22 protein-coding genes and 1 pseudogene are annotated in these 19,892 nt (G+C 66.8%); 9 read left to right on the top strand and 14 right to left on the bottom strand.

The features are described from left to right. The first annotated feature begins 17 nt into the window (after positions 1–17). The 6 genes and pseudogenes from AC3WLF_RS12690 to AC3WLF_RS12665 form a co-directional block, all read left to right on the top strand. Positions 18–1,316, top strand: coding sequence for an aromatic ring-hydroxylating oxygenase subunit alpha (locus AC3WLF_RS12690; RefSeq protein ID WP_492358312.1), 1,299 nt, complete (start codon positions 18–20; stop codon positions 1,314–1,316). After that, positions 1,309–1,809, top strand: coding sequence for an aromatic-ring-hydroxylating dioxygenase subunit beta (locus tag AC3WLF_RS12685; RefSeq protein WP_492358311.1), 501 nt, complete (start codon positions 1,309–1,311; stop codon positions 1,807–1,809). Before AC3WLF_RS12690 ends, AC3WLF_RS12685 begins: the two co-directional genes overlap by 8 nt. A 5-nt stretch (positions 1,810–1,814) precedes the next feature. Next, the gene (locus AC3WLF_RS12680; RefSeq protein WP_492352795.1) at positions 1,815–2,558 is read left to right on the top strand and encodes an SDR family NAD(P)-dependent oxidoreductase; all 744 of its coding nucleotides are present in this window, start codon (positions 1,815–1,817) and stop codon (positions 2,556–2,558) included. Between the two features lie 48 nt (positions 2,559–2,606). Beyond that, on the top strand, positions 2,607–3,560 hold the full coding sequence (locus tag AC3WLF_RS12675; RefSeq protein WP_492358310.1) for a PDR/VanB family oxidoreductase: 954 nt from the start codon (positions 2,607–2,609) through the stop codon (positions 3,558–3,560). Between the two features lie 59 nt (positions 3,561–3,619). Continuing rightward, a complete protein-coding gene (locus AC3WLF_RS12670; protein ID WP_492358309.1) occupies positions 3,620–4,540 on the top strand; it encodes a dioxygenase family protein in 921 nt (306 codons plus the stop codon). Positions 4,541–4,551: 11 nt separating this feature from the next. Beyond that, a pseudogene (locus AC3WLF_RS12665) lies at positions 4,552–4,839 on the top strand (adenylate/guanylate cyclase domain-containing protein); the annotation flags it as partial. A 177-nt stretch (positions 4,840–5,016) separates the two neighbouring features. Here AC3WLF_RS12665 and flgL read toward each other — a convergent pair. The 11 genes from flgL to flgB all read right to left on the bottom strand — a co-directional run bounded on the left by flgL (position 5,017) and on the right by flgB (position 15,798). Further along, positions 5,017–6,246, bottom strand: a complete 1,230-nt coding sequence (gene flgL / locus AC3WLF_RS12660; RefSeq protein WP_492358308.1) for a flagellar hook-associated protein FlgL — start codon at positions 6,244–6,246, stop codon at positions 5,017–5,019. Positions 6,247–6,292: 46 nt separating this feature from the next. After that, complete coding sequence (gene flgK / locus AC3WLF_RS12655; RefSeq protein ID WP_492358307.1) at positions 6,293–8,212, bottom strand: flagellar hook-associated protein FlgK; 1,920 nt, start codon at positions 8,210–8,212, stop codon at positions 6,293–6,295. Positions 8,213–8,423: 211 nt separating this feature from the next. Continuing rightward, on the bottom strand, positions 8,424–9,467 hold the full coding sequence (flgJ, locus tag AC3WLF_RS12650; protein WP_492318119.1) for a flagellar assembly peptidoglycan hydrolase FlgJ: 1,044 nt from the start codon (positions 9,465–9,467) through the stop codon (positions 8,424–8,426). Positions 9,468–9,469: 2 nt separating this feature from the next. Continuing rightward, on the bottom strand, positions 9,470–10,639 hold the full coding sequence (locus tag AC3WLF_RS12645) for a flagellar basal body P-ring protein FlgI (RefSeq protein WP_410054210.1): 1,170 nt from the start codon (positions 10,637–10,639) through the stop codon (positions 9,470–9,472). Further along, positions 10,623–11,321, bottom strand: coding sequence for a flagellar basal body L-ring protein FlgH (gene flgH, locus AC3WLF_RS12640; protein WP_492318120.1), 699 nt, complete (start codon positions 11,319–11,321; stop codon positions 10,623–10,625). The genes AC3WLF_RS12645 and flgH overlap by 17 nt, the downstream gene beginning before the upstream one ends. An 11-nt stretch (positions 11,322–11,332) precedes the next feature. Beyond that, the gene (gene flgG, locus AC3WLF_RS12635; protein WP_010812663.1) at positions 11,333–12,118 is read right to left on the bottom strand and encodes a flagellar basal-body rod protein FlgG; all 786 of its coding nucleotides are present in this window, start codon (positions 12,116–12,118) and stop codon (positions 11,333–11,335) included. A gap of 54 nt (positions 12,119–12,172) precedes the next feature. Beyond that, entirely contained in the window at positions 12,173–12,916 is a 744-nt protein-coding gene (locus AC3WLF_RS12630; protein ID WP_492318121.1) for a flagellar basal body rod protein FlgF, read from the bottom strand. A 26-nt stretch (positions 12,917–12,942) separates the two neighbouring features. Next, entirely contained in the window at positions 12,943–14,169 is a 1,227-nt protein-coding gene (gene flgE / locus AC3WLF_RS12625) for a flagellar hook protein FlgE (protein ID WP_492318122.1), read from the bottom strand. A 68-nt stretch (positions 14,170–14,237) separates the two neighbouring features. Then, on the bottom strand, positions 14,238–14,903 hold the full coding sequence (gene flgD, locus AC3WLF_RS12620; RefSeq protein WP_010812666.1) for a flagellar hook assembly protein FlgD: 666 nt from the start codon (positions 14,901–14,903) through the stop codon (positions 14,238–14,240). 55 nt (positions 14,904–14,958) lie between these two features. Further along, positions 14,959–15,366, bottom strand: coding sequence for a flagellar basal body rod protein FlgC (flgC, locus tag AC3WLF_RS12615; RefSeq protein WP_010812667.1), 408 nt, complete (start codon positions 15,364–15,366; stop codon positions 14,959–14,961). A 24-nt stretch (positions 15,367–15,390) separates the two neighbouring features. Further along, the gene (flgB, locus tag AC3WLF_RS12610; protein ID WP_010812668.1) at positions 15,391–15,798 is read right to left on the bottom strand and encodes a flagellar basal body rod protein FlgB; all 408 of its coding nucleotides are present in this window, start codon (positions 15,796–15,798) and stop codon (positions 15,391–15,393) included. A gap of 246 nt (positions 15,799–16,044) precedes the next feature. Here flgB and flgA point away from each other — a divergent pair, with 246 nt between their 5' ends. The 3 genes from flgA (at position 16,045) to AC3WLF_RS12595 (ending at position 17,773) form a co-directional block, all read left to right on the top strand. Further along, positions 16,045–16,836 (top strand): flagellar basal body P-ring formation chaperone FlgA, encoded by a 792-nt coding sequence (flgA, locus tag AC3WLF_RS12605; protein WP_492357204.1) that lies wholly within the window; start codon positions 16,045–16,047, stop codon positions 16,834–16,836. Between the two features lie 161 nt (positions 16,837–16,997). After that, positions 16,998–17,306: a flagellar biosynthesis anti-sigma factor FlgM gene (flgM, locus tag AC3WLF_RS12600; protein ID WP_492318125.1), complete on the top strand. Its 309-nt coding sequence runs from the start codon at positions 16,998–17,000 to the stop codon at positions 17,304–17,306. A 5-nt stretch (positions 17,307–17,311) separates the two neighbouring features. Then, positions 17,312–17,773, top strand: coding sequence for a flagellar protein FlgN (locus AC3WLF_RS12595; RefSeq protein ID WP_492358306.1), 462 nt, complete (start codon positions 17,312–17,314; stop codon positions 17,771–17,773). A 68-nt stretch (positions 17,774–17,841) separates the two neighbouring features. Here the strand turns inward: AC3WLF_RS12595 and AC3WLF_RS12590 are convergent, their stop codons facing one another. The 3 genes from AC3WLF_RS12590 to AC3WLF_RS12580 all read right to left on the bottom strand — a co-directional run bounded on the left by AC3WLF_RS12590 (position 17,842) and on the right by AC3WLF_RS12580 (position 19,887). After that, positions 17,842–18,279, bottom strand: a complete 438-nt coding sequence (locus AC3WLF_RS12590; protein ID WP_492318127.1) for a flagellar protein FlhE — start codon at positions 18,277–18,279, stop codon at positions 17,842–17,844. Beyond that, a complete protein-coding gene (locus AC3WLF_RS12585) occupies positions 18,279–18,995 on the bottom strand; it encodes an RNA polymerase sigma factor FliA (RefSeq protein WP_492318128.1) in 717 nt (238 codons plus the stop codon). Before AC3WLF_RS12585 ends, AC3WLF_RS12590 begins: the two co-directional genes overlap by 1 nt. 97 nt (positions 18,996–19,092) lie before the next feature. Further along, a complete protein-coding gene (locus tag AC3WLF_RS12580) occupies positions 19,093–19,887 on the bottom strand; it encodes a MinD/ParA family ATP-binding protein (RefSeq protein WP_492318217.1) in 795 nt (264 codons plus the stop codon). Between the last annotated feature and the right edge of the window lie 5 nt (positions 19,888–19,892).

Below are 19,892 nucleotides of genomic sequence, written 5' to 3'. Positions count from 1 at the left end.
ACCCACGGAGAACTAGCATGTGTTCCCACGATACCCACGATAGCTACCAGCCGCTGACCTTCGCGGCAAAGCCTGAGCAACTGGTGCAGGCGGACCGCGTGGACGGTTCGATGTACTACGATCCCGGCCTGTTCGAGCTCGAGCAAGAGCGCATTTTCTACAAGACCTGGATCTGGGTCGCGCACGAGAGCGAGATCCGCAACCCCGGCGACTTCAAGACCACGAAGATTGGCCGCCAGCCCGTCATCGTCGTGCGCGACAAGACCGGCGCCATCCGCGTGCTCGAGAATCGCTGCCGCCATCGCGGCGCCACGGTGTGCGAGAAGTCGAAAGGCAACGCCACCGGCTTCACCTGCCCATACCATAGCTGGTCCTACGGCCTGGACGGCAAGCTGCGCGCCCTGACCTACCCCGACGGCTACGAGGACATCCTGGACAAGTCGGAACTGCCGCTGCGCTCGCTGCGCGTGGACAGCTACGCCGGCATGGTCTTCGCCAGCTTCAACCAGGACGTGGAACCGCTCGGCGACTTCCTCGGCGAAGCAAAGCGCTGGATCGACCTGTTCATGAAGCAGGGCGCGGGCTACCCCATCAAGACCCAGGGCGAACACAAGTTCCGCTTCCGGGGCAACTGGAAGATCCAGCTCGAGAACACCACCGACGGCTACCACTTCCCGATCGTCCACAAGTCGTGGATGTCGTCGGTGGATGAAGAGACGTCCGAGATGCTGTCCTTCATGACCGACGAAAAGGCGGTCACCCACGCGCTGGGCAACGGCCACAGCGTGATGGTGATGGTGCCCGGGCACGTCGACCTCGACCAGGACGACGGCACGGAGCCGTTGCAGGAACGCTTCGCGCACGTGACCGAGGCGCTCTCAAAAGAGATGCCGCCCGAGCAGGTGCGCCGCATTGTCCGTGCGCTGCATGGCGCGGGCTTCAACCTGAACCTGTTCCCCAACGTCGCGATGTCGATGGCCTTCTTCCGCGTGCTGCATCCGGTATCGGCGACGGAAACCGAGATTCGCCACATTGCCCTGGGCATGGACGGCGGCCCCGAGATCGCCAACCGCGAGCGGCTGCGCATCCATGAGCACTTCCAGGGCCCCTTCGGCTTCGGCAGTCCTGACGACGCCGAAGCCTGGGAGCGCGTGCAGCGCGGCTCGTACGCCGGCAAGGACGTGCCGATCCTGGTCAACCGCGGCCTGAACCGCGAAGTCGTCGCCGACAACGGCGACAAGATCTCGCACGCCACCGACGAAGGCGGCATGCGCGAAGCCTACCGCATGTGGAAAAGGATGATGAGCGATGAATAAGCCGAACGAACTGTCCATGGTCTCGCCCTCGCTGCAGCTTGCCGCCGAGTTCATCTGGCGCGAGGCGGAACTGCTCGACCGCAAGAACTATCACCAGTGGGCCGGACTGTGGAGCGACACCGGCCACTACGTGGTGCCGATCGACCCGGATACCACCGACTTCGAGGCCACGCTGAACTACGCCTACGACGACGCGCGCATGCGTGACATGCGCATCGAGCACCTGACCTCCGGCAACTCTGTGTCGGCCGTCGATGCCGCCCGCACCGTGCGCACCGTCTCGCGCTTCACCGAAGTATCGCGTTCGGCCGACGTCATCGAGGTCAGCTCGGCGCAGGTCCTGGTTGCGTACAAGCGCGAGATCCACACGCTGTTCGCGGCAGACCTGACACACCGCCTGCGCTTCACGCAGGAAGGCATCCGCCTGGAACAGAAGGTGGTGCGCCTGATCAACTCGACCGACAGCCTGAACGCTCTCGGATTCCTGCTGTAGGAGGCATCATGCAACGAGTTGCCCTGATCACCGGCGCCGCCCGCGGCCTCGGCGAAGTCATCGCGCGCCGCATGCACGCCGCCGGGTACCGGGTGGCGCTTGGCGACCTCGACTTCCGTGCGGCATGCGCCGTCGCCGATTCACTGGATCCCTCCGGCGCATCGGCCATCGGCCTTGCCCTCGACGTGACCGACAAGAGCGCGTTCGAGTCAGCCCTGGCGGCATTGCAGGAGCGCTGGGGCGGCACCGACGTGCTGGTCAACAACGCTGGCAAGTCCAAAGTGTCGGCGCTGATGGATATCAGCCCTGAAGAGTTCGACCAGGTGGTGGCCATCAACCTGCGCGGCACCTTCGTCGGCTCGCAGGTGTTCGGCGCGCATTTCGCGCAGCGCGGCTTCGGCCGCATCGTCAACATCGGATCGCTCGCCGGCCAGAGCGGCGGCACCGCCACTGGCGCGCACTACGCCGCGGCAAAAGGTGGCGTCGCGGTCCTGACCAAAGTCTTCGCGCGCGAGCTGGCTGCGCATGGGGTGACCGTGAACTGCGTCTCGCCTGGTCCGCTGGACCTGCCGATCGTGCACGAAACCGTGCCGGCGGATCGGCTCGACGCGATTCGCCGGTCGATCCCCGTCCAGCGGCTTGGGTCGCCCGAATATGTGGCGGATGTCGTGCTGCTGCTGGCCGCCGACGCCGCGGGCGCGGTCACCGGGGCCAACTGGGACGCGAACGGCGGCCTCCTGATGCGCTGATCTTGCGCGCGAAAACTGGTTTAAGGTAGTTAGTCTGGAAGGGTAGTCATGTACAAAGTCAGAGTCGAAAAGGTTGTGGAAGAGGCAGTCGGCATTCGCTCATTCCGCCTCGTGCCCTGTGATGGCGCGGCGCTTGCGCCGTATGAGCCGGGGGCTCACGTCGACGTGCTCGGGCCGACCGGCGTCACACGCCAGTATTCCCTGTGCAGCCCGCCCGACGATACGTCTGGCTACCTGATCGCAGTGAAGCGCGAGGACGCCTCGCGCGGTGGCTCCGCTGCCCTGCACGAGAGCGTGCAGGAAGGCGAGGAATTATCGATCAGCGCCCCGCGCAACCTCTTCAGCCTCGCGGCGGGCGCCAGTGAGTACCTGCTGTTCGCCGCCGGCATCGGCATCACGCCGCTGCTTAGCATGGCGTACCGTCTGAACCAGATCGGCCAGCCGTATCACCTGCACTACTTTGTGCGCTCGCGCGAGCATGCCGCCTTTGTCCATCTGCTGGAGTCCGAAGCGTTCGAGGGCAAGGTGACGTTCCACATGGCCAAGGAGCGCGATGCTGTAGGGCACGTGCTTGCCGGCTGCATGGCGAATGCAGCGCCGGGCGCGCTCGCCTATACCTGCGGACCTGCGGCCTTCATGCGCCGCGTCGTCGAGGAGGGCGAGCGCAGCATTGGGCCGGATGCGGTTCACCTGGAGCACTTCCAGGCCGATCCCGAGGCGGCGAGTCTGGCGGCCGGAGCCTTCGAGGCCGAGTTGGCGCAGAGTGGAAAGGTCATTGTCGTCCCGGAAGGCACTTCGCTCGTCGATGCCCTGCAGGCAGCTGGCTGCGATATCGACACCGAATGCCGCGAAGGCATTTGCGGCACGTGCGTGGTGCCCGTGATCGCGGGCGAGCCGGATCACCGCGACAACTGCCTCTCCAAGAAGGAGAAGGCGTCCAACCAGCAAATCTGTGCCTGCGTGTCGCGCTCGCGCACGGCCCGCATCGTTCTGGATCTGTAGCACGGCGGCCCTGCGGCCGCTTCTAACCATCAATACCCCAAACAAAAGGAGACTCCATCATGGCTGAAATGCATGCCGCACAGCTGCTTGAACTGGTGAACAGCCGCCGCATCGGCAAGGACGGCAACGAGCGCGTGCGCGCCATCACCGCGCGCATCGTCGGCGACCTGTTCCGCACCATCGACGAATTCGACGTCAAGCCAGATGAATTCTGGGCCGCCGCCCAATGGCTAACCCGTCTGGGGCAGGCCGACATGATCGGCCTCATCACCGCCGGTCTCGGCTTCGACCGCCTGCTCGACATCCGCGAGGATGAGGCCGACCTGGCTGCCGCACGCGCCTCTGGCACGTCGCGCGCCATCGAGGGCCCGCTCTACGTGCCCGGCGCCCCGCTGTGCCGCAACGAGGTTCGTCTGGACGCCGGCAACGAGGACAAGGGCACACCGTTCGTCATGGAAGGGCAGGTGCTCGGCACCGATGGCCGACCCGTGCCGTACGCCGTGGTCGACGTCTGGCACTGCAATGAATTCGGTCGCTACTCCCACTTCGACCCGTCCCAGCCAGATTACAACCTGCGCCGCCGCATCGAGACCGACGAACTCGGCCGCTATCGCTTCCGCAGCTTCCTGCCGCCCGGTTACGCGATTCCGCCCAACAGCCCCGTATCCGAGCTCTTCGATCTGCTGGGCCGTCACGGCAACCGCCCCGCGCATATCCACTTCCTCGTTTCCGGTGAGGGCAAGCGTGCGCTGACCACGCAGATCAACATTCCGGGAGACACCTACCTAGACGACGATTTCGCCTTTGCCACGCGTGACGGGCTCATTGTGGAGCTTGAGCAGGCTAAAAGCACTGCAGGGTACGAGTCGCTCGAAATCACCGCCCCATTCACCCGGATCCGGTTCGACTTCCGCTTGCAGGATGCGGCGAACGAACGCGAGGCGCTTCCCGCCAGCCGGTACGAGACTGCACGGGGCTAAGGCAGTGCAGGGGCTTCGGGTTGCAGATGCGGATCGGACTGAATAGTGGCCCAGTGGTCGCCGGCGTCATTGGCAAACGGAAGTTCATCTACGATTTATGGGGTGATGCGGTTAACACTGCCAGCCGGATGGAATCCCACGGTGTCGCCGGGCGCGTGCAATTGACGGATGCCACGCGGCGCTTGCTTGGAAGAGAGTTCCTTGTGGAAGAGCGGGGAGCCATTGAGGCGAAAGGCTTAGGCACACTTCATACGTGGTTCCTGACTGGCCGAGGTTCCACCATCCTAATAGCACATTAGTTTGCGCAATAACTGGGCTTCCGCCATTGCGCAGCCGCACTGGACCGCACTCAGTGCTCAACGCGATCTACGAGTGCGACTTCTTCCGGTTCAGGTTTAGCGATGTGAGGGACGAACAAAGGTTGGAAAGTTCGTCCCTCACAAAAGGAGGCACATCAGCGCCGCGCCCCACCCGCCTTACAAATACTTGAACAGATTCATCCCCTGAATCTGCATGAACGACTGCTGCGCCCCCTGCAGCGCCGTCTGCCGCTGGTAGTACTCGGTAATCGCCTTCGCGTAATCCAGATCCTGCAGCTCCGACAGCGTCTGCGCATATGTCAGGTCACGATTGGATCCCACGTCGTCCAGCGCATCCAGTTCATTCATGCGCGAACCCACCGATGCCCGCACGGTCAGCACGTTGTCGAGCGAGTTGGAGAACTGGCGCGTGGCGGTGGAGATGACGTTGCCAAGATGAGCCCGATCGCTGCTGTCGGGAGTGGGCTGGCGCAGCGTGTCGATCACGGTCTGTAGGTTGGCGAACATGTCGGTGCCGGCCTCGCTGGCGGGAGCCATGGTCATGCTGTCGCCGTCCTTGGGATCGCCGGTCACGTTGAAGCTGACGCCGGCGACGTCGATATGGGCTGGCGACGTGTAGGCTACGGGCCCCTTCACGACCGGAGCGGGGGTCGTGCCTGCCGACAGGTTGGTGATGGTGTACTCCATCTGGCCGCTGGCATTGGTCGCAAACTTGACCTCCATCGAGAGCCCGTAGTCGGGATCGCTCGGGTTCGTGGTCGACACCGTGCCGAACGTGGCGCTGCCGGTGTTGTTGGCATTGCCCTTGACGACATACCCGGCGCCGCCGGTCACGCTCATGAACACTTCGCGCCCGGTGTTGCCGGCGGGCATCTGGCGCGCCACATCGACCTGCAGCAGTTGCTGGCCGTTGTCGCCGATGTAGGTGCCCGGACCCTTGCTCTGCGTGAACGGCGCGCTGCCGGAGCGGGTGCCGCCGAACAGGTACTGGCCGTTGCCGTCGTCGGAATTGGCCAGACCCGCCAGTTGGTTGTACAGGCCTTCCAGCGCCGTGGCCAGCGAGCCGCGGTCGGCATCGCTCATGGTGCCGTTGCCGGCCTGCACCAGCAGCGTCTGGATGTTCTGCGTGACGGTGGTCACCGACTGCAGCGCGTTCTCTTCCGCAGCCAGCGCGATATTGGCCTGCTTGCGTGAGGTAGCGTACTGGCCGTTGACGGCCTGGGCCTGGCTCACGCCCAGCGCGCGGGTGGCGCCGACGGGGTCGTCGGACGGCGTCAGGATGCTGCGGCCGGTGCCGAGCTGCTGCTGGATATGCAGCAGCGAGCCCTGCTGGTAGTTCATCGAAGCCAGGCCTTGCTGGTACAGGGTGGAGCTTGCAACGCGCATATTGGTTACCTCTTCTGACTCTGCTGACGCTGGTGGGTGCCGCCGCTTACCTGCCGATGCCGATGATGGTGTCGAACAGCGTGCCGGCCGTCTGGATCACCCGGGCGTTGGCCTGGTACAGCTGCTGGAAGCGCAGCATCGACACGGTCTCCTCGTCCATGTTGACGCCGGACACCGATTGCTGCGCGGTCTTGATCTGGGTGGTGATGCTGTCCTGCGAGGCCGAGGCGATCTTGACCGACTTGGCACGCGTGCCGACGTCGTTGACCAGCTGGGCATAGCCCTCGCTGAAGCTGGACACGCCGCCGATGGTCTTGGCGTTCTGCAGCTTGGCCAGCGCCAGCATGTTGCCGTTGTCCTTGACCGCGCCGGCGTTGCTGCTCAGCGTGAAGGTGTCGCCCGTCGCGGGCGTGCCGCCGAAGCTGAAGGTCAGGCCGTTGAGGGTGTAGTCGGTATTGCTGCCGTTGGGCACGGGCGTTGGCTGGGTCGCGAGTGGTCCGTTGGCATCGCTGAAGACATAGTTGGCTCCGTCGAACCTGGCGGTGATCGTGCCGGACAGCAGTGAATAGCCGGGCGCGACCTTGCCCAGGCTGGCCGTTCCGTTGCCCTTGTTCGATGCCGCCGCGTCGGCGCGAACCGGCGATGCCGCGGCGATCCTGGCCGGGTCGCTGATCGCCATGTCGAAGCCGGTGGCGGCATTGCGCGTGGGCTGGATCGTGAACGAATCGTTGGTGCCCATCGCCGCGTTGATCTCGACGGTAAAGCCGTCGGCGCTGAACTGCAGCGGGTAGCTGGCGCCGCCGGCGGGCACCGGCGTGACCACCTGCTGGTTGTCGGAGAGGCGCGTCAGCGTGTAGTTGGTACCGTCGAACTGCAGCTTGTAGTCGCTGGTGGTCAGGGCCGAGGCATTGTCGATCCTGGCCGTTGCCACCGTGGTCTTCACGGTGTTGTTGGCGTTGGGGATCGAGGTCGCGCTACCCAGTTCAAACATGTCGGTGCCAATGGCGCCGTTCAGGTCGATGCCCAGCTTGTGCTGCGCATTGAAGCTCTGGCCGATCGCCAGCGACAGCCGGCCAATGGCACTCTGCGCCGCGTCCAGGGATTCGGTGCGGAACTGCAGCAGGCCGCCCAGCGAACCGCCGGTGATCGCGCCCGGCTCGCTCTCGAACACGTTGCCGTTGGGCAGGGTGTAGGCCACCACGGTGCGGTTGGGATCGGCCGCCGAGGCAACCGCCTTCAGCTCGTACGCATCATTGCCCATCACCAGCGGCTGGCCGTTGCCGACGAAGACGTTGTAGGTGCCGCTGTCCTGCACCACCACCTTGGCGCCGACCAGCTTGGTCAGCTCGGCCACGGCCTGGTCGCGCTGGTCGAGCAGGTCGTTGGGCGGCTGGCCGCCGGAGGCAGCCTTCAGGCGGGTGATTTCCTGGTTCAGGTTGGCAATCTGCTTGGTATATGCGTTGACCTGCGTGACGGCGGTGCCGACCTGCTCGTTGACGCCCGATTGCAGCTGCTTGAAGTAGTTGCTGGCCGAGCGCACCTGCCCCACCAGCGCCTGTCCCGCCGACAGCATTCCCTGGCGCGCTGCCGGATCGGCCGGTGTGTCGGCCACGGCCTGCACCGCCGCGAAGAACTTCTGCATCAGCGGCGCCAGGCCGCCCTTCTGGTCGGCGAGCAGGTTGTCGATCTGGGCGATCTGGTCCGAGTACGCCGCCAGCGATGCGCTGGCCGAGGTGGCGCCGCGCAGCTGGCCGGTCAGGAACTCGTCATAGACGCGGATCACCGTGGTGGTGTTGGAGCCGAAGCCATAGAAACCCTGGCTGGTGTACTGGCCGCCGGCCGAGGCCACGATGGTGTTCTGGCGCGAATAGCCTTCGGTCGCCGAATTGGCAAAGTTGTGGCCGGTCGTCGTCAGCGCGTTCTGCGCGGTGTTCAGGCCGGAAAGACCAATACTGAAGAGAGACATTGTGCTCTGACCCCGGATTTGTAGGACTGCCGCGGCAAGGGCCGGCGGTGGTGGATGTGGAAGTTATCGGCTGGTTGGGGGCGGGACTTTAGGTGTGGAAGTGGCGCTTTCCAGATTCCGGCTGGTTTGCTCCTCTCTCCCGTGTGCGGGAGAGGGGAGCCGGGTTCATACGGTGTCAGCTACGGCCGGCGCCAGCGCAACACCCCTGCCCTCAGGCCGCCACCTTTTTCATGATCTTCACCAGCTTGTGCCCGTACGCCGGATCGGTGGCATAGCCCGCGCGCTGCAGGCCATGCGCCGCCTCTTCAGCGGACGCTGCGCTGACCACGCCCGCGTAGCGCGGGTTGTTGGTCAGCAGGCGGGCATAGTCGGCACAGGCCTCGTCATACGAGCCATAGGCACGGAACTTCGCCCGCACCTTCTGCGGCTGCCCGTCGACATACTCCGTGGTGGTGATCTCGGCCACGCGCCCCTTCCAGCTGGCGCCGGCCTTGATGCCGAAGACGTTGAAGGTGGTGGAGCCGTCGGCGTGCGTGATCTCGCGCTGGCCCCAGCCTGATTCCAGCGCGGCCTGCCCTACGATCAGCCGCGCCGGCACGCCGCTGGCGCGCGCGGCGGCTTCCGCGGGTCCGGCCATGCGGGCGACAAAGGCGCTGACGTGGGCCGGCGCGTCGTCCGGCAGCCTGCCAAGCCGGTCGTCACCCTGGCCGCGATCCGCATAGGATTGCGGCTGATACTGGCGCAGCCCTGCGGTGGGATTCCAGTTCTGCCCCGGCACGATGGTGCCGATGGCAGGCAGGTCGGCCAGCTCGCCGGCGTCGGCAGGCATGGCACCCGCGCCGCGGCTGTCAAGCAGCCTTGCCATCTCGGCATCCGCGGCCTTGCCTGATTCGGCCGGGCTCATGGCATTCATGCCGGCCGGCATCGGCGTGCCGGTGGCGCGCGCCAGCTGGCGCACCATCACATCGGCCAGGCCAATGCCGCGCGACGACATCTGCTGCGCCAGCTGCTGGTCCATCATCGACATATAGAGCTTGCTCTGCTCATTGTCGAACAGGCCATCCTGCGGCGTGGCATCGCGCATGCTCTTGAGCACCATCTGCGTGAACACCGCCTCGAACTGCTTGGCGACTGCCTGCAGCGTATTGGCGTCGGCGCCGCCGCGCGCGCTGTGCTTGAGCGCCTCGAAGCCCTGTGTGTCCAGCGCGAAGCGCTGCGTCAGCTCCGCCGCCTGCGGGGGTCGTGCCGTGTTCATGGTCAGATGACTTCCAGCTCGGCACGCAGCGCCCCGGCCGCGCGCATGGCCTCCAGGATGGTCTGCAGGTCGGCCGGAGTCGCACCCAGCGCGTTCAGCCCCTTGACCACGGCGGCCAGCGAGGCACCCGCCTTGACGATCTGCAGCGAGCCGCCCTGCTGCTTCATGTCGATCTGCGACACCGGCGCCACCACTGTCTGGCCGCCGCTGAACGGCGCGGGCTGGCTGATCACCGGTTGCGTGTTGATCACCACCGACAGGTTGCCATGCGCCACCGCGCAGTCTTCCACGGTCACGGCCTGGTTCATCACGATGGAACCGGTGCGGGCGTTCAGGATCACCTTGGCCGCGGCCTTGGCCGGGGTCACGTCGATATTCTCGATGCGGGCCAGGAAGCCCACGCGCGCAGCCGCCGAGGCCGGCGCACGCACCTGCACCACGCGGCCATCCAGCGCCGCGGCAACGCCGCCGCCCATGGAGCGGTTGATGGCCTCCACCACGCGCTCGGCGGTGCCGAAATCGGTGTCCTTCAGTTCCAGGTTGAGTACGCCGCCATCCGGCTGGAACGGCGCCACCGCGCGCTCGACGATCGCGCCGTTGGCGATGCGCCCCACCGCCAGCTGATTGATCTGCACCTTGCTGCCGTTGGCTGACGCGCCCGCGCCGCCCACCAGCATATTGCCCTGGGCGATGGCATAGACCTGGCCGTCGGCGCCCTTGAGCGGGGTCATCAGCAGCGTGCCGCCACGCAGGCTCTTGGCATTGCCCATCGACGACACCACGATGTCCAGCTGGCTGCCGGGCTGCGCGAACGCGGGCAGCGAGGCGGTCACCATCACCGCCGCCACGTTCTTGAGCTGCATGTTCTTGCCGGCCGGCAGCGTGATCCCCAGCTGCGAGAGCATGTTGGTCAGGCTCTGCGTGGTGAACGGCGTCTGCATGGTCTGGTCGCCGGTGTTGTCCAGGCCGACCACCAGGCCGTAGCCCACCAGCGGGTTCTCGCGCACGCCCTGGAACGTGGCCAGGTTCTTCAGGCGCTCGGCCTTGGCGACGCTGGCAAAGGCGCCAAAGGCCACGCCCAGCGCCAGGCTGATCACGCTCAGGCGCAGCAGGCGGGACAGGAAACGGGCGAGCATCGGAGCAGACATGGCGCGGTCAGAACGGAGAAACATTGAGGAAGAAGCGCTGCAGCCAGCCCATGTTCTGCGCTTCGTCGATCACGCCCTTGGCGGTGTATTCGATGCGCGCATCGGCCACCTGGGTTGAGGGCACGGCGTTGTCGCCGGTGATCGTGCGCGGGTTGACCACGCCGGAGAAACGGATGAACTCGGCACCCTGGTTGATGGCCATCTGCTTTTCGCCGGAGACCACCAGGTTGCCGTTGGCCAGCACCTCAAGCACGGTGACGGTGATGGTGCCGTTGAAGGTGTTGGCCGCGCTGGCGCCGCCGCTGGCCTTGAGCGTGTTGGCGCCATTGATGCTGGCGTTCGAGCTGCTGCTGAACAGCCCGGCCAGCGCCTTGGGCACGGCGTCGAATGCCAGCGACGTGTTGCCGTTGCGGCTGGCATTGGTGCCCGAGTTCTTGCTGGCGTTGACGTTCTCGGTGATGACGATCGTCAGGATGTCGCCGACATTGCGCGGACGGCGATCCTCGAACAGCGGGTTGCCGGCATACGAGGACGCGAAGATCGAACCGGTGGCCGGCCCCATCGGCCGCGGCTCTGCGCGCGCGGTGGTGGGCAGTTGCACCAGCGGCTCGCGCGGCATCAGCGCGCAGCCGCCGCTGGCCAGCATTGCCACGCCGGCCAGGCAAACCAGCGCATGCGCGCCCAGGCGGGAAAGCAAGGTGGCCATGTTCACACCAGTCAACCCAGTTGCGACAGGCGCTGCAGCATCTGGTCGGATGCCTGCACGGCCTTGCTGTTGATCTCATACGCGCGCTGCGTCTGGATCATGCTGACCAGCTCTTCCACCACGTTCACGTTGGAGGCTTCCACGTAGTTCTGCTGCACCACGCCAGCGCCGTTCAGGCCCGGTACGGTGGTGTTGGGCGCGCCCGAGGCATCGGTCTGCACGTACAGGTTCTCGCCCATGCTTTCCAGGCCGGCCGGGTTCATGAAGGTGGCCAGCTGCAGCTGCCCCACCTGCACGTTGGCGCTGGAGCCCGGCTGCGTCACCGACACGGTGCCGTCGCGCGCAATGGTCATCGACAGCGTGTTGGCCGGGATGGTGATGGCAGGCTGGATCACGAAGCCGCTGGAGGTCACCAGCTGGCCGTTCTGGTCCACCTGGAACGAGCCGTCGCGGGTGTAGGCGGTGGTGCCGTCGGGCAGCGCCACCTGGAAGAAGCCCTGGCCCAGGATGGCCACGTCCTTGGCATTGCCGGTCTGCTGCGGGTTGCCCTGGGTGTGGATGCGCTCGGTGGCCACGGGGCGCACGCCGGTGCCCAGCTGCATGCCGGAAGGCAGCGTGGTCTGGTCCGATGACAGCGCGCCGGGCTGGCGGATGGTCTGGTACATCAGTTCCTCGAACACCGCGCGGCCGCGCTTGAAGCCGTTGGTCGACACGTTGGCCAGGTTGTTCGAGATCACGTCCATCTGCGTCTGCTGCGCATCGAGGCCGGTCTTGGCAATCCAGAGAGAGCGGATCATGGGGGTCCTTGCGTTGGTGCTGGCACGGCGCGCCGTGCCGGTCAGTCATTCAGGTCAGTTGGTCGAGAGCAGCTGGTTGGCGCGCTGCTCGTTGCCGTCGGCGCCCTGGATCATCTTCATCTGCATCTCGAAGCGGCGGGCATTGGCGATCATCTCGACCATGGCTTCGGTCGGGTTGACGTTGCTGCCTTCCAGCGCGCCCGAGATCACGCGCACGGTGGGATCGGCCTCCAGCGGCTGCGCGCCGGGGCGCAGGCGGAACAGGCCGTCATCGCCGCGCGCGATGGCATCGTTGGGCGGGTTGACCACGCGCAGCCTGCCTACCTGCGCCAGGCCGGCAGAGGCTTCGCCGGGGCCGCGCGCGGTGATGGTGCCGTCGGTGCCGATGGTTACCTGCGAGCCCGGCGGCACCGCCAGCGGACCGCCGTCGCCCATCACCGGCAGGCCGGAGATGGTCTGCACCTGGCCGTCCTGCGCCACCTGCAGCGCGCCGGCACGGGTGTAAGCTTCGCTGCCGTCCGGGGCCTGCACCACCAGCCAGCCGTTGCCCTGCAGCGCCACGTCCAGCGTGCGGCCGGTGTAGGTCAGCGGGCCGGCGCGCATGTCGGCGCCGGGGGTCGAGGCCAGCGCAAAGGCGCGCGTGCCCGCCTCCGGCCCCACCACCGGCACCGCGCGGTACAGGTTGACCTGCGCGCGGAAGGCCGGCGTGGAGACGTTGGCGAGGTTGTTCGATACCGCCGCTTGCTGGTCGAGTATCTGCTTGGCGCCCGACAGGGCGGTGTAGATCATGCGGTCCATGGCGGCGGCTCAGCTCAGCGTGGCGGTCACAGGTTGACCAGGGTCTGCATGACCGTGTCCTGCGCCTTGATGGTCTGCGCATTGGCCTGGTAGTTGCGCTGCGCAACGATCAGGTTGACCAGCTGGCCGGACAGGTCCACGTTGGAAGCTTCCACCGCATTGGAGCGCAGCGTGCCCATGCTGCCGCCGGCCGCGCCGACCAGCGCCTGGCCGGAGGCACCGGTGGCCGACCACACGTTGTCGCCTTCCGGCTTCAGGCCTTCGACGTTGCCGAATGCGGCCATCACGATCTGGCCGAGCGGCTTGGTCTGCTCGTTGGAATAGTTGCCGGTGATGGTGCCGTCGCCGTTGACCGAGAAGCCCAGCAGGCTGCCCGAGGTGTAGCCGTTCTGGCTGAGCTGCTTGACGTCGTTGTCGGCGCCGAACTGGGTGGTGCCGGTCAGGTCCAGCTTCATCGCCATGGCCTGCGCGCCGTTGACGGCCGGCTGGGTCAGGGTGACAGCGCCGGCCGCGGGCGACTGCAGAGCGCCCGCGTTGTCGAACGCGAGCGTGACCGGTGCGCCGCCGACCGCGTTGCCGTTGACGTCGGTCACGTACATCCGCCAGTCGGTGCCACCAGCGACGGTCGGGGCGCCTGCCGACTTGGCGAAGTACGCCATCAGCTGCTGCTTGTTGCCCAGCGAGTCATAGACGTTGATCGCCGTGCTGTAGTTGAACATATTGCTGGTCGGCGGCGAGCCGGCCGCACTGGCGAAGGCCTGCGTCGGCACAGTAGCGCGCGAATCCAGCTGGAACTTGGCGGTGATGCTGCTGGTGGCGCGGGGCTCCATCTGGGCGTTGCTGATGACCAGCGGCTGCGGCTGCACGCCTGCGCCGCCAGCCACGCCTGCCGGATAGCCGGTCACTTGCAGGCCCTGCATATTGGTGATGCGGCCGTCTTCCTGGCGCTGGAACTGGCCATTGCGCGAGTAGTAGACCGCGCCTTCCGGGCTGGTCAGGCGGAAAAAACCATTGCCGTTAGTGATGGCCACATCCAGCGAGCGGCCGGAGGCCTCGATATTGCCCTGGTTGAACGACTGGACCACGGAGTTCACGCGCACGCCCAGGCCGATCTTGGTGCCCGCGTAGATGTCGGCAAACTGCGCTGCCGATTGCTTGTAGCCAACCGTGTTGGCATTGGCGATGTTGTTGCCAATCACGTCCAGATTGGACGCGGCGGCGTTCAGGCCGCTTACCCCTTGACCGAAACCCATGATTGCTTCCTTTTGACTAGGCTGTCGTTGAAGCCGGCCGGCGCCTGTGCGCTGCCGGCACCTGCGTACTAGAGAATGCGGCGCACGTCGTCGACGTTCGCGGTCTGTCCGTCGCCCAAGTCCACCAGCACGCCGCTGGCGTCGCCGCTGATGCTCTGGACCTTGCCGTAGACCAGCGCCACCGGCTGCACCGAGGTGCCGTTGGCGGTGGCGGTCACCTTGAAGGTGTAGTCGCCGTCGGCCACGGCCGCGCCGGCGTTGTTCTTGCCGTCCCATGCGACGTTGTGCACGCCCGCGGTCTGCCCTTTCATGTCAATGGTGCGCACCACGTTGCCGTCCTTGTCGAGCACGTCGACGGTGACCGCATCCGCGGTCGACGGCAGGTCCAGGCCGAACTTGCCCGGCACGCCGCCTGCCACCGACACCTGCTTGCCCGGCACCATCACGGTATGGCCGATCAGCGCTGCGGAGTCCATGGCGCGGCTGGCGCTGACCTGCGACAGCAACTGCGACAGCGTGGCGTTCATGGTCTGCATGCCGCTGACCGTGCTGATCTGCGCCAGCTGCGAGGTCAGCTGCGCGTTGTCCATCGGATTGAGCGGGTCCTGGTTGTTCATCTGCGTGACGAGCATGGTCAGGAAGTTGTTCTGCAGCTCGGACGCGCTGGCGCTGCCGCTCTTGAGGGCGTCGTTGATGCCCTGGGTGTTGCTGCCTACCGCGGAGGTGGTTGTCATGTCGGTTCGTTGTCTGCGTGCTGGTGGAGGCGTTGCCGATACAGGCCGGGGCTTGTCACTGGCCGATCGTCAGCGTCTTGAGCATCATGTTCTTGGCGGTGTTGAGCACTTCCACATTGGCCTGGTAGGAGCGCGAGGCCGAGATCATGTTGACCATCTCTTCCACCGGATTGACGTTGGGCATCACCACGTAGCCCTGGGCATTGGCCATGGGGTGCGTGGGGTTGTGCACCATGCGCGGCGGCGACGGGTCTTCCGACACGCCTCGCACCTGCACGCCGCCGATGTCCGTCTGCCCCGGCGTGGGCGCCATGCCAAACACGACCTGCTTGGCGCGATAGGCCTGGCCGTCGGGGCTGACCACGCTGTCGGCATTGGCCAGGTTGGAAGCGGTCACGTTCATGCGCTGCGACTGCGCGGCCATGGCCGAGCCCGCGACGTCGAAGATGTTCATTGCCGGCATGCGCTCTCTCCCTTACTGCTCGATTTATTGCTGGATCGCGGCCAGCATGGTCTTGATCTTGGAATTCATCACCGTCAGGCCGGACTCGAAGTGCACGGCGTTGTCGGCGAAGGCCACGCGCTCGGCATCCATTTCCACGGTGTTGCCGTCGACGCTGGACTGCAGCGGGATGCGGTAGGCCAGGTCGAATTCCTCGCGCCCCGGGGCCTGCGCGGGCAGATGGCGCACCGAGGTGGTGGACAGCGACATGCCTTCATTGCGGTGGCCGCGTTCGACGCTCTGCGCCAGCGTGCTGGAGAAATCAAAATCGCGCGCCTTGTAGCCGGGCGTGTCCGCGTGCGCGATGTTGGAGGCAATCACCGACTGCCGCTGGTTGCGCAGGCTCAGCGCTTCCTGCTGGAAACGTAGTGCCGCGTCGAGTCTGTCAATCATCCTGGCATCTCCCTGCTCACATGAACGGAGCGAACGACCTTCTTCAGGGTTGCCATCTTAGGCGGCGACCTGTCACGCCAATCGGATGAATAAGGACGGGAAATCCATGCATTTCGGCCCGCCCTCGCGCGAGGGGCTGCCTACAATGGGACCCCGATGACAGATGTAGACGGGGCGCGCAGCCAGTCACGGGGCCGGGCGCCAGGCATGCCGTGCATGCCGTGCCGTCCTTGCCGGGAAGTCCAGATGAAACAGAATCGCCGCAACGCCCGCAGCCTGGCGCAAGCCCTGCTGGCGGCCTGCCTGCTTGGCCCGGCCGCCGCCGGTGCCGCGCCCGCGCAGGTCATGCCCGTCGCCATGCAGGCGCCGGCCGCGCACGGGCAGCAGCAGGCCGCTCATGCAGGCAATCCCGCTGCCAGCCCCTTTGCCGAAGACCCCGCGCGCGTTGCCGTGGAACGCTTCCTGCTGCAGCAGACCGCCGGCCTGCCGGGCAAGGTCAGCGTGCAGGTGGCACCGCCTTCGGGTGGGCGCGCGCCGGATTGCCTTGCGCCCGACCCGTTCCTGCCCGCCGGCACGTCGCCGTGGGGCCGCGTCTCCGTCGGCGTGCGCTGCGGCGGTGAGCGGCCGTGGGTGCGCTACATGCAGGCGCGCGTGGCGGTGCTGACCGATTACTACGTCGCCGCGCGCGCGCTGGGCCCGGGCGAGCCGGTCGGCCAGGCCGATATCGAAGTCCGCCAGGGCGACCTGGGCACGCTGCCGCGCGCGGTGATCACCGACCCGGCGCAGCTTGCCGGCGCGCTCACCGCCAACCGTATTGCCGCCGGCTCACCGATACGCGCCGACCTGCTGCGCAAGGCCATCGCCGTGCGCCAGGGCCAGACCGTCACCGTGGCCGTGGAAGGCGATGCCTTCCAGATCACCAGCGAAGGCAAGGTGCTGGCCGACGCCGCCACCGGCAACACCGTGCAGGTGCGCCTGCGCAGCGGCCAGGTGGTCAACGGGCTGGTGCGCAGCGGTGACACCGTGGTGCTGCAGTAACCCCCCGAAAGTGCCTTGATCGTGGCCAAAAGACTGGAAACCCGTGGCGGGCGGCATGCGAAAATGCCGCCGAAACCGCCGCGCGGCGAAATCGGGGCGAGCGCCCTAAAGAATTCGCCGGCGCGACCGTAATGCCATAGGAAACCAGCAAGGAACGCCCCGTGAAGATCAACCACACCGCCTCGTCCCGGCCCGCCGACGCCCCTGCGGACGCCGCCGCCGCCCGGCCCCAGGCCGCGCCGGCCAGCGCCGCGGCGCCGTCCGCCGGCCTGAGCGTCAGCCCGCTGGCCGCCCAGGTGCGCGACATCAGCGCCCGCCTGACGCAGCCCGCGGACGACGATATCGACACCGCCAAGGTCGAAGAGATCCGCCAGGCCATCGCCGAGGGCCGGATCAGGATCGACCCGGGCAAGATTGCCGACGGCCTGCTCGCGACCCTGCGCGAGCTTGGCCAGGCTGAACCCCGATAGCCCAAATGAACCAGAGCCTGATCCAGTCCCTGCAGCGCGAAACCGAAGGCATCCAGGCCTTCGGCCAACTCCTCGCCGAAGAGCGCGACGCCCTCAAGCGGGGCGACTTCCAGTCCCTGAGCGGACTGCTGACGCGCAAGGTTGAACTGGGCCAGGCCCTGTCCCGCCAACTCAAGGCCCGCGAAGCCCAGATGGGCGCGCTGGGCCTGCGCGCCGGCCCCGAAGGCCAGCTGCTCGGCCGCCAGGTCGACCCGGCCGTGGCCGATGCCTGGCGCGGGCTGATCTTTGCGGCCTGCACCGCGCGTGACGCCAATGCGCTCAACGGGGCGGTTGTGGACGCCCATCTCGACTTCACCCGTGAAGCCATCCAGGCGCTGCGCCAGCATAGTGGCGGGGATGCGGGGTTGTATGGGAAGGATGGGAAGGCGGCGGCTGGGGTGGGTGGGGTGAGTCTGGCGGCGGGTTGAGGGGATCGCCAGATGTTCCGTTCTTTCGTCACTTATTCAGAAGTGACGAAAGAACGGAACATTCACTCCTACCGAAACCCCACCACCACCTCATTACTCCGCCCCTGAAGCACCGGCACCAGGCTCCCCTGCCCCGGCACCCGGAACGCAAATACAAAGCCCTTGGTGGCATCATCCCCGAAGAACGCATCGGTCTTCCCTTCCGCCTGCGGCAGCAGCACGCAGCGCTGGGCATTGCAGAGATAGGCTTGCAGTTCCAGCGGTGGGGTCTTGGCGAAGCTGTAGCGCCAGCGCACCGAGGTGATGACCCCTTCTGACTGCGGCAAGACGCCGGTGGGCAGGATCGGCGGCGACACCGCGCGCTGTCCGCGGCAGTGGAGTGCCGGCCCGTTGACCGATCCGGTCCAGGCATGGCGGGTGCCGCCCTCAATGGCGGCCCAGGCGCAGGCCGATACGGCAGCCAGCAGCCAGCAAGCGCCGCGCGCGGCGCGGCCCAGCGCCTGCATCACAGCAAGCCGCGCAACTGGTTGCGCAGCCGCGTGATCGCCTGGCCGCGGATCTGGCACACGCGCGACTCGGTCACATCGAGCACCGCGCCGATTTCGCGCAGGTTCAGTTCCTGGTCATAGCACAGCGACAGCACCAGCTTTTCGCGCTCGGGCAGGCGTTCGATGGCGCGCACCAGTGCCTCGCGCATGCCGCTTTCCATCAGCACGGTCAGCGGGTTGCCGTCATCGCTGCCGCCAAGGTGCCGGTCCAGGAAGTCTTCTTCGCCGGAGCGCTCGAAATCCTCGTAGTGCAGCAGCTGGCAGCCATAGACCTCATTGAGCAGCAACTGGTATTCGTCCAGCGCCATCTCCATGGCCTCGGCCACTTCGGAGTCGACCGGTGCGCGCCCGAGCTTCTGCTCCAGCCCGCGCTGCGTGCGCTCGATGCGCCGGGTGAACTGGCGCAGGCTGCGCGACTGCCAGTCGTTGGCGCGCACCTCGTCAAGCATGGCGCCGCGGATACGCTGGCTGGCATAGGTTTCGAAGCGCGCGCCGTGGGTGTCTTCATAACGCTTGGCGGCATCCAGCAGGCCGATCATGCCGGCCTGGATCAGGTCGTCGATCTGCACGCTGGCAGGCAGCCTGGCGGCCAGTTGCAGGGCGATGCGGCGCACCAGCTGTGCATGCGCCTTGACCACATCGGCCTGTTCGAGCTTTCCCTGGATCGTGTACATGGTGCAATTCTCGTGAATGCTGGATTGCTGGACCGCCGCAACGTGCGGCGGGGGCTGGCTCAGGGTCTGGTTCGGTTGGATGGCATGGCTGGCAGGCTCAGGCCATTGCGGCTGCGGGCGCGGGGGCGGACGTGTCCGCGCGCAGCGGCCAGGCGCCGATGCTGCCGGCGGTGCGGCGCAGCGCGGTGGTGGCCGGCGCCGCCGGAAACGCCTCGACCACGCAGCGCCCCAGTTGCACGCCGCGCGCCACCAGCGGGTCCGACGGCAGCCAGCCCGCGCACAGCGCCTCGACGCCCAGGTACTGGCTGGCCGTGCGCGCCAGGTTGCGCAGGATCGCCTGCACCGTAGCCTCGCTCGCCGCCATGTTGACGATCAGGTGGAACTGGCGCCAGGCATACAAGTGGTGCAGGCGCTTGATGCAGGCATAGGCGGCGGTGATCGACGCCAGCTCAGGCCGCATCACGATCAGCACATTGTGTGCGCTGCCCGCTAGCGCCGACAGCGCGCCGTCGGCATCGACGCAGGCATCCACCAGCACGCTGCGGAAACCGCTCGCAGCAGCAGCCGGCAAGGCGCTGCCCGGCACAGGCCGGCCAGCCGGCAGCACCGACAGCACGCCACCGGGACCGGTGCCTGCCGCAGCGTCCAGCGGCAGTCGGCCTGCGCTGACATCGGCCAGGGTGCCGGCGGGCCTGGCGCCGGACAGCCGCGTGGCGCGCGCCGCGGCGGCGTCTTCGTCGACCAGCAGCACGCGTTCGCCCTGCATGGCCAGCGCGTGCGACAAGCCCAGCGCCACGGTGGTGGCGCCGGCACCGCGTTCGCTGGCGACCACGGCGATGCGGCGCGTCGTGCGCGGCGCCAGCATCCGGCGCAGGCTCTCGGCCTGGTCCATGGCGA

This window comes from Cupriavidus sp. FW306-01-F10A (genome assembly GCF_058782785.1).
Note: the sequence above shows the minus strand (reverse complement) of the source record. Positions and strands in the feature narration are given on the sequence as shown.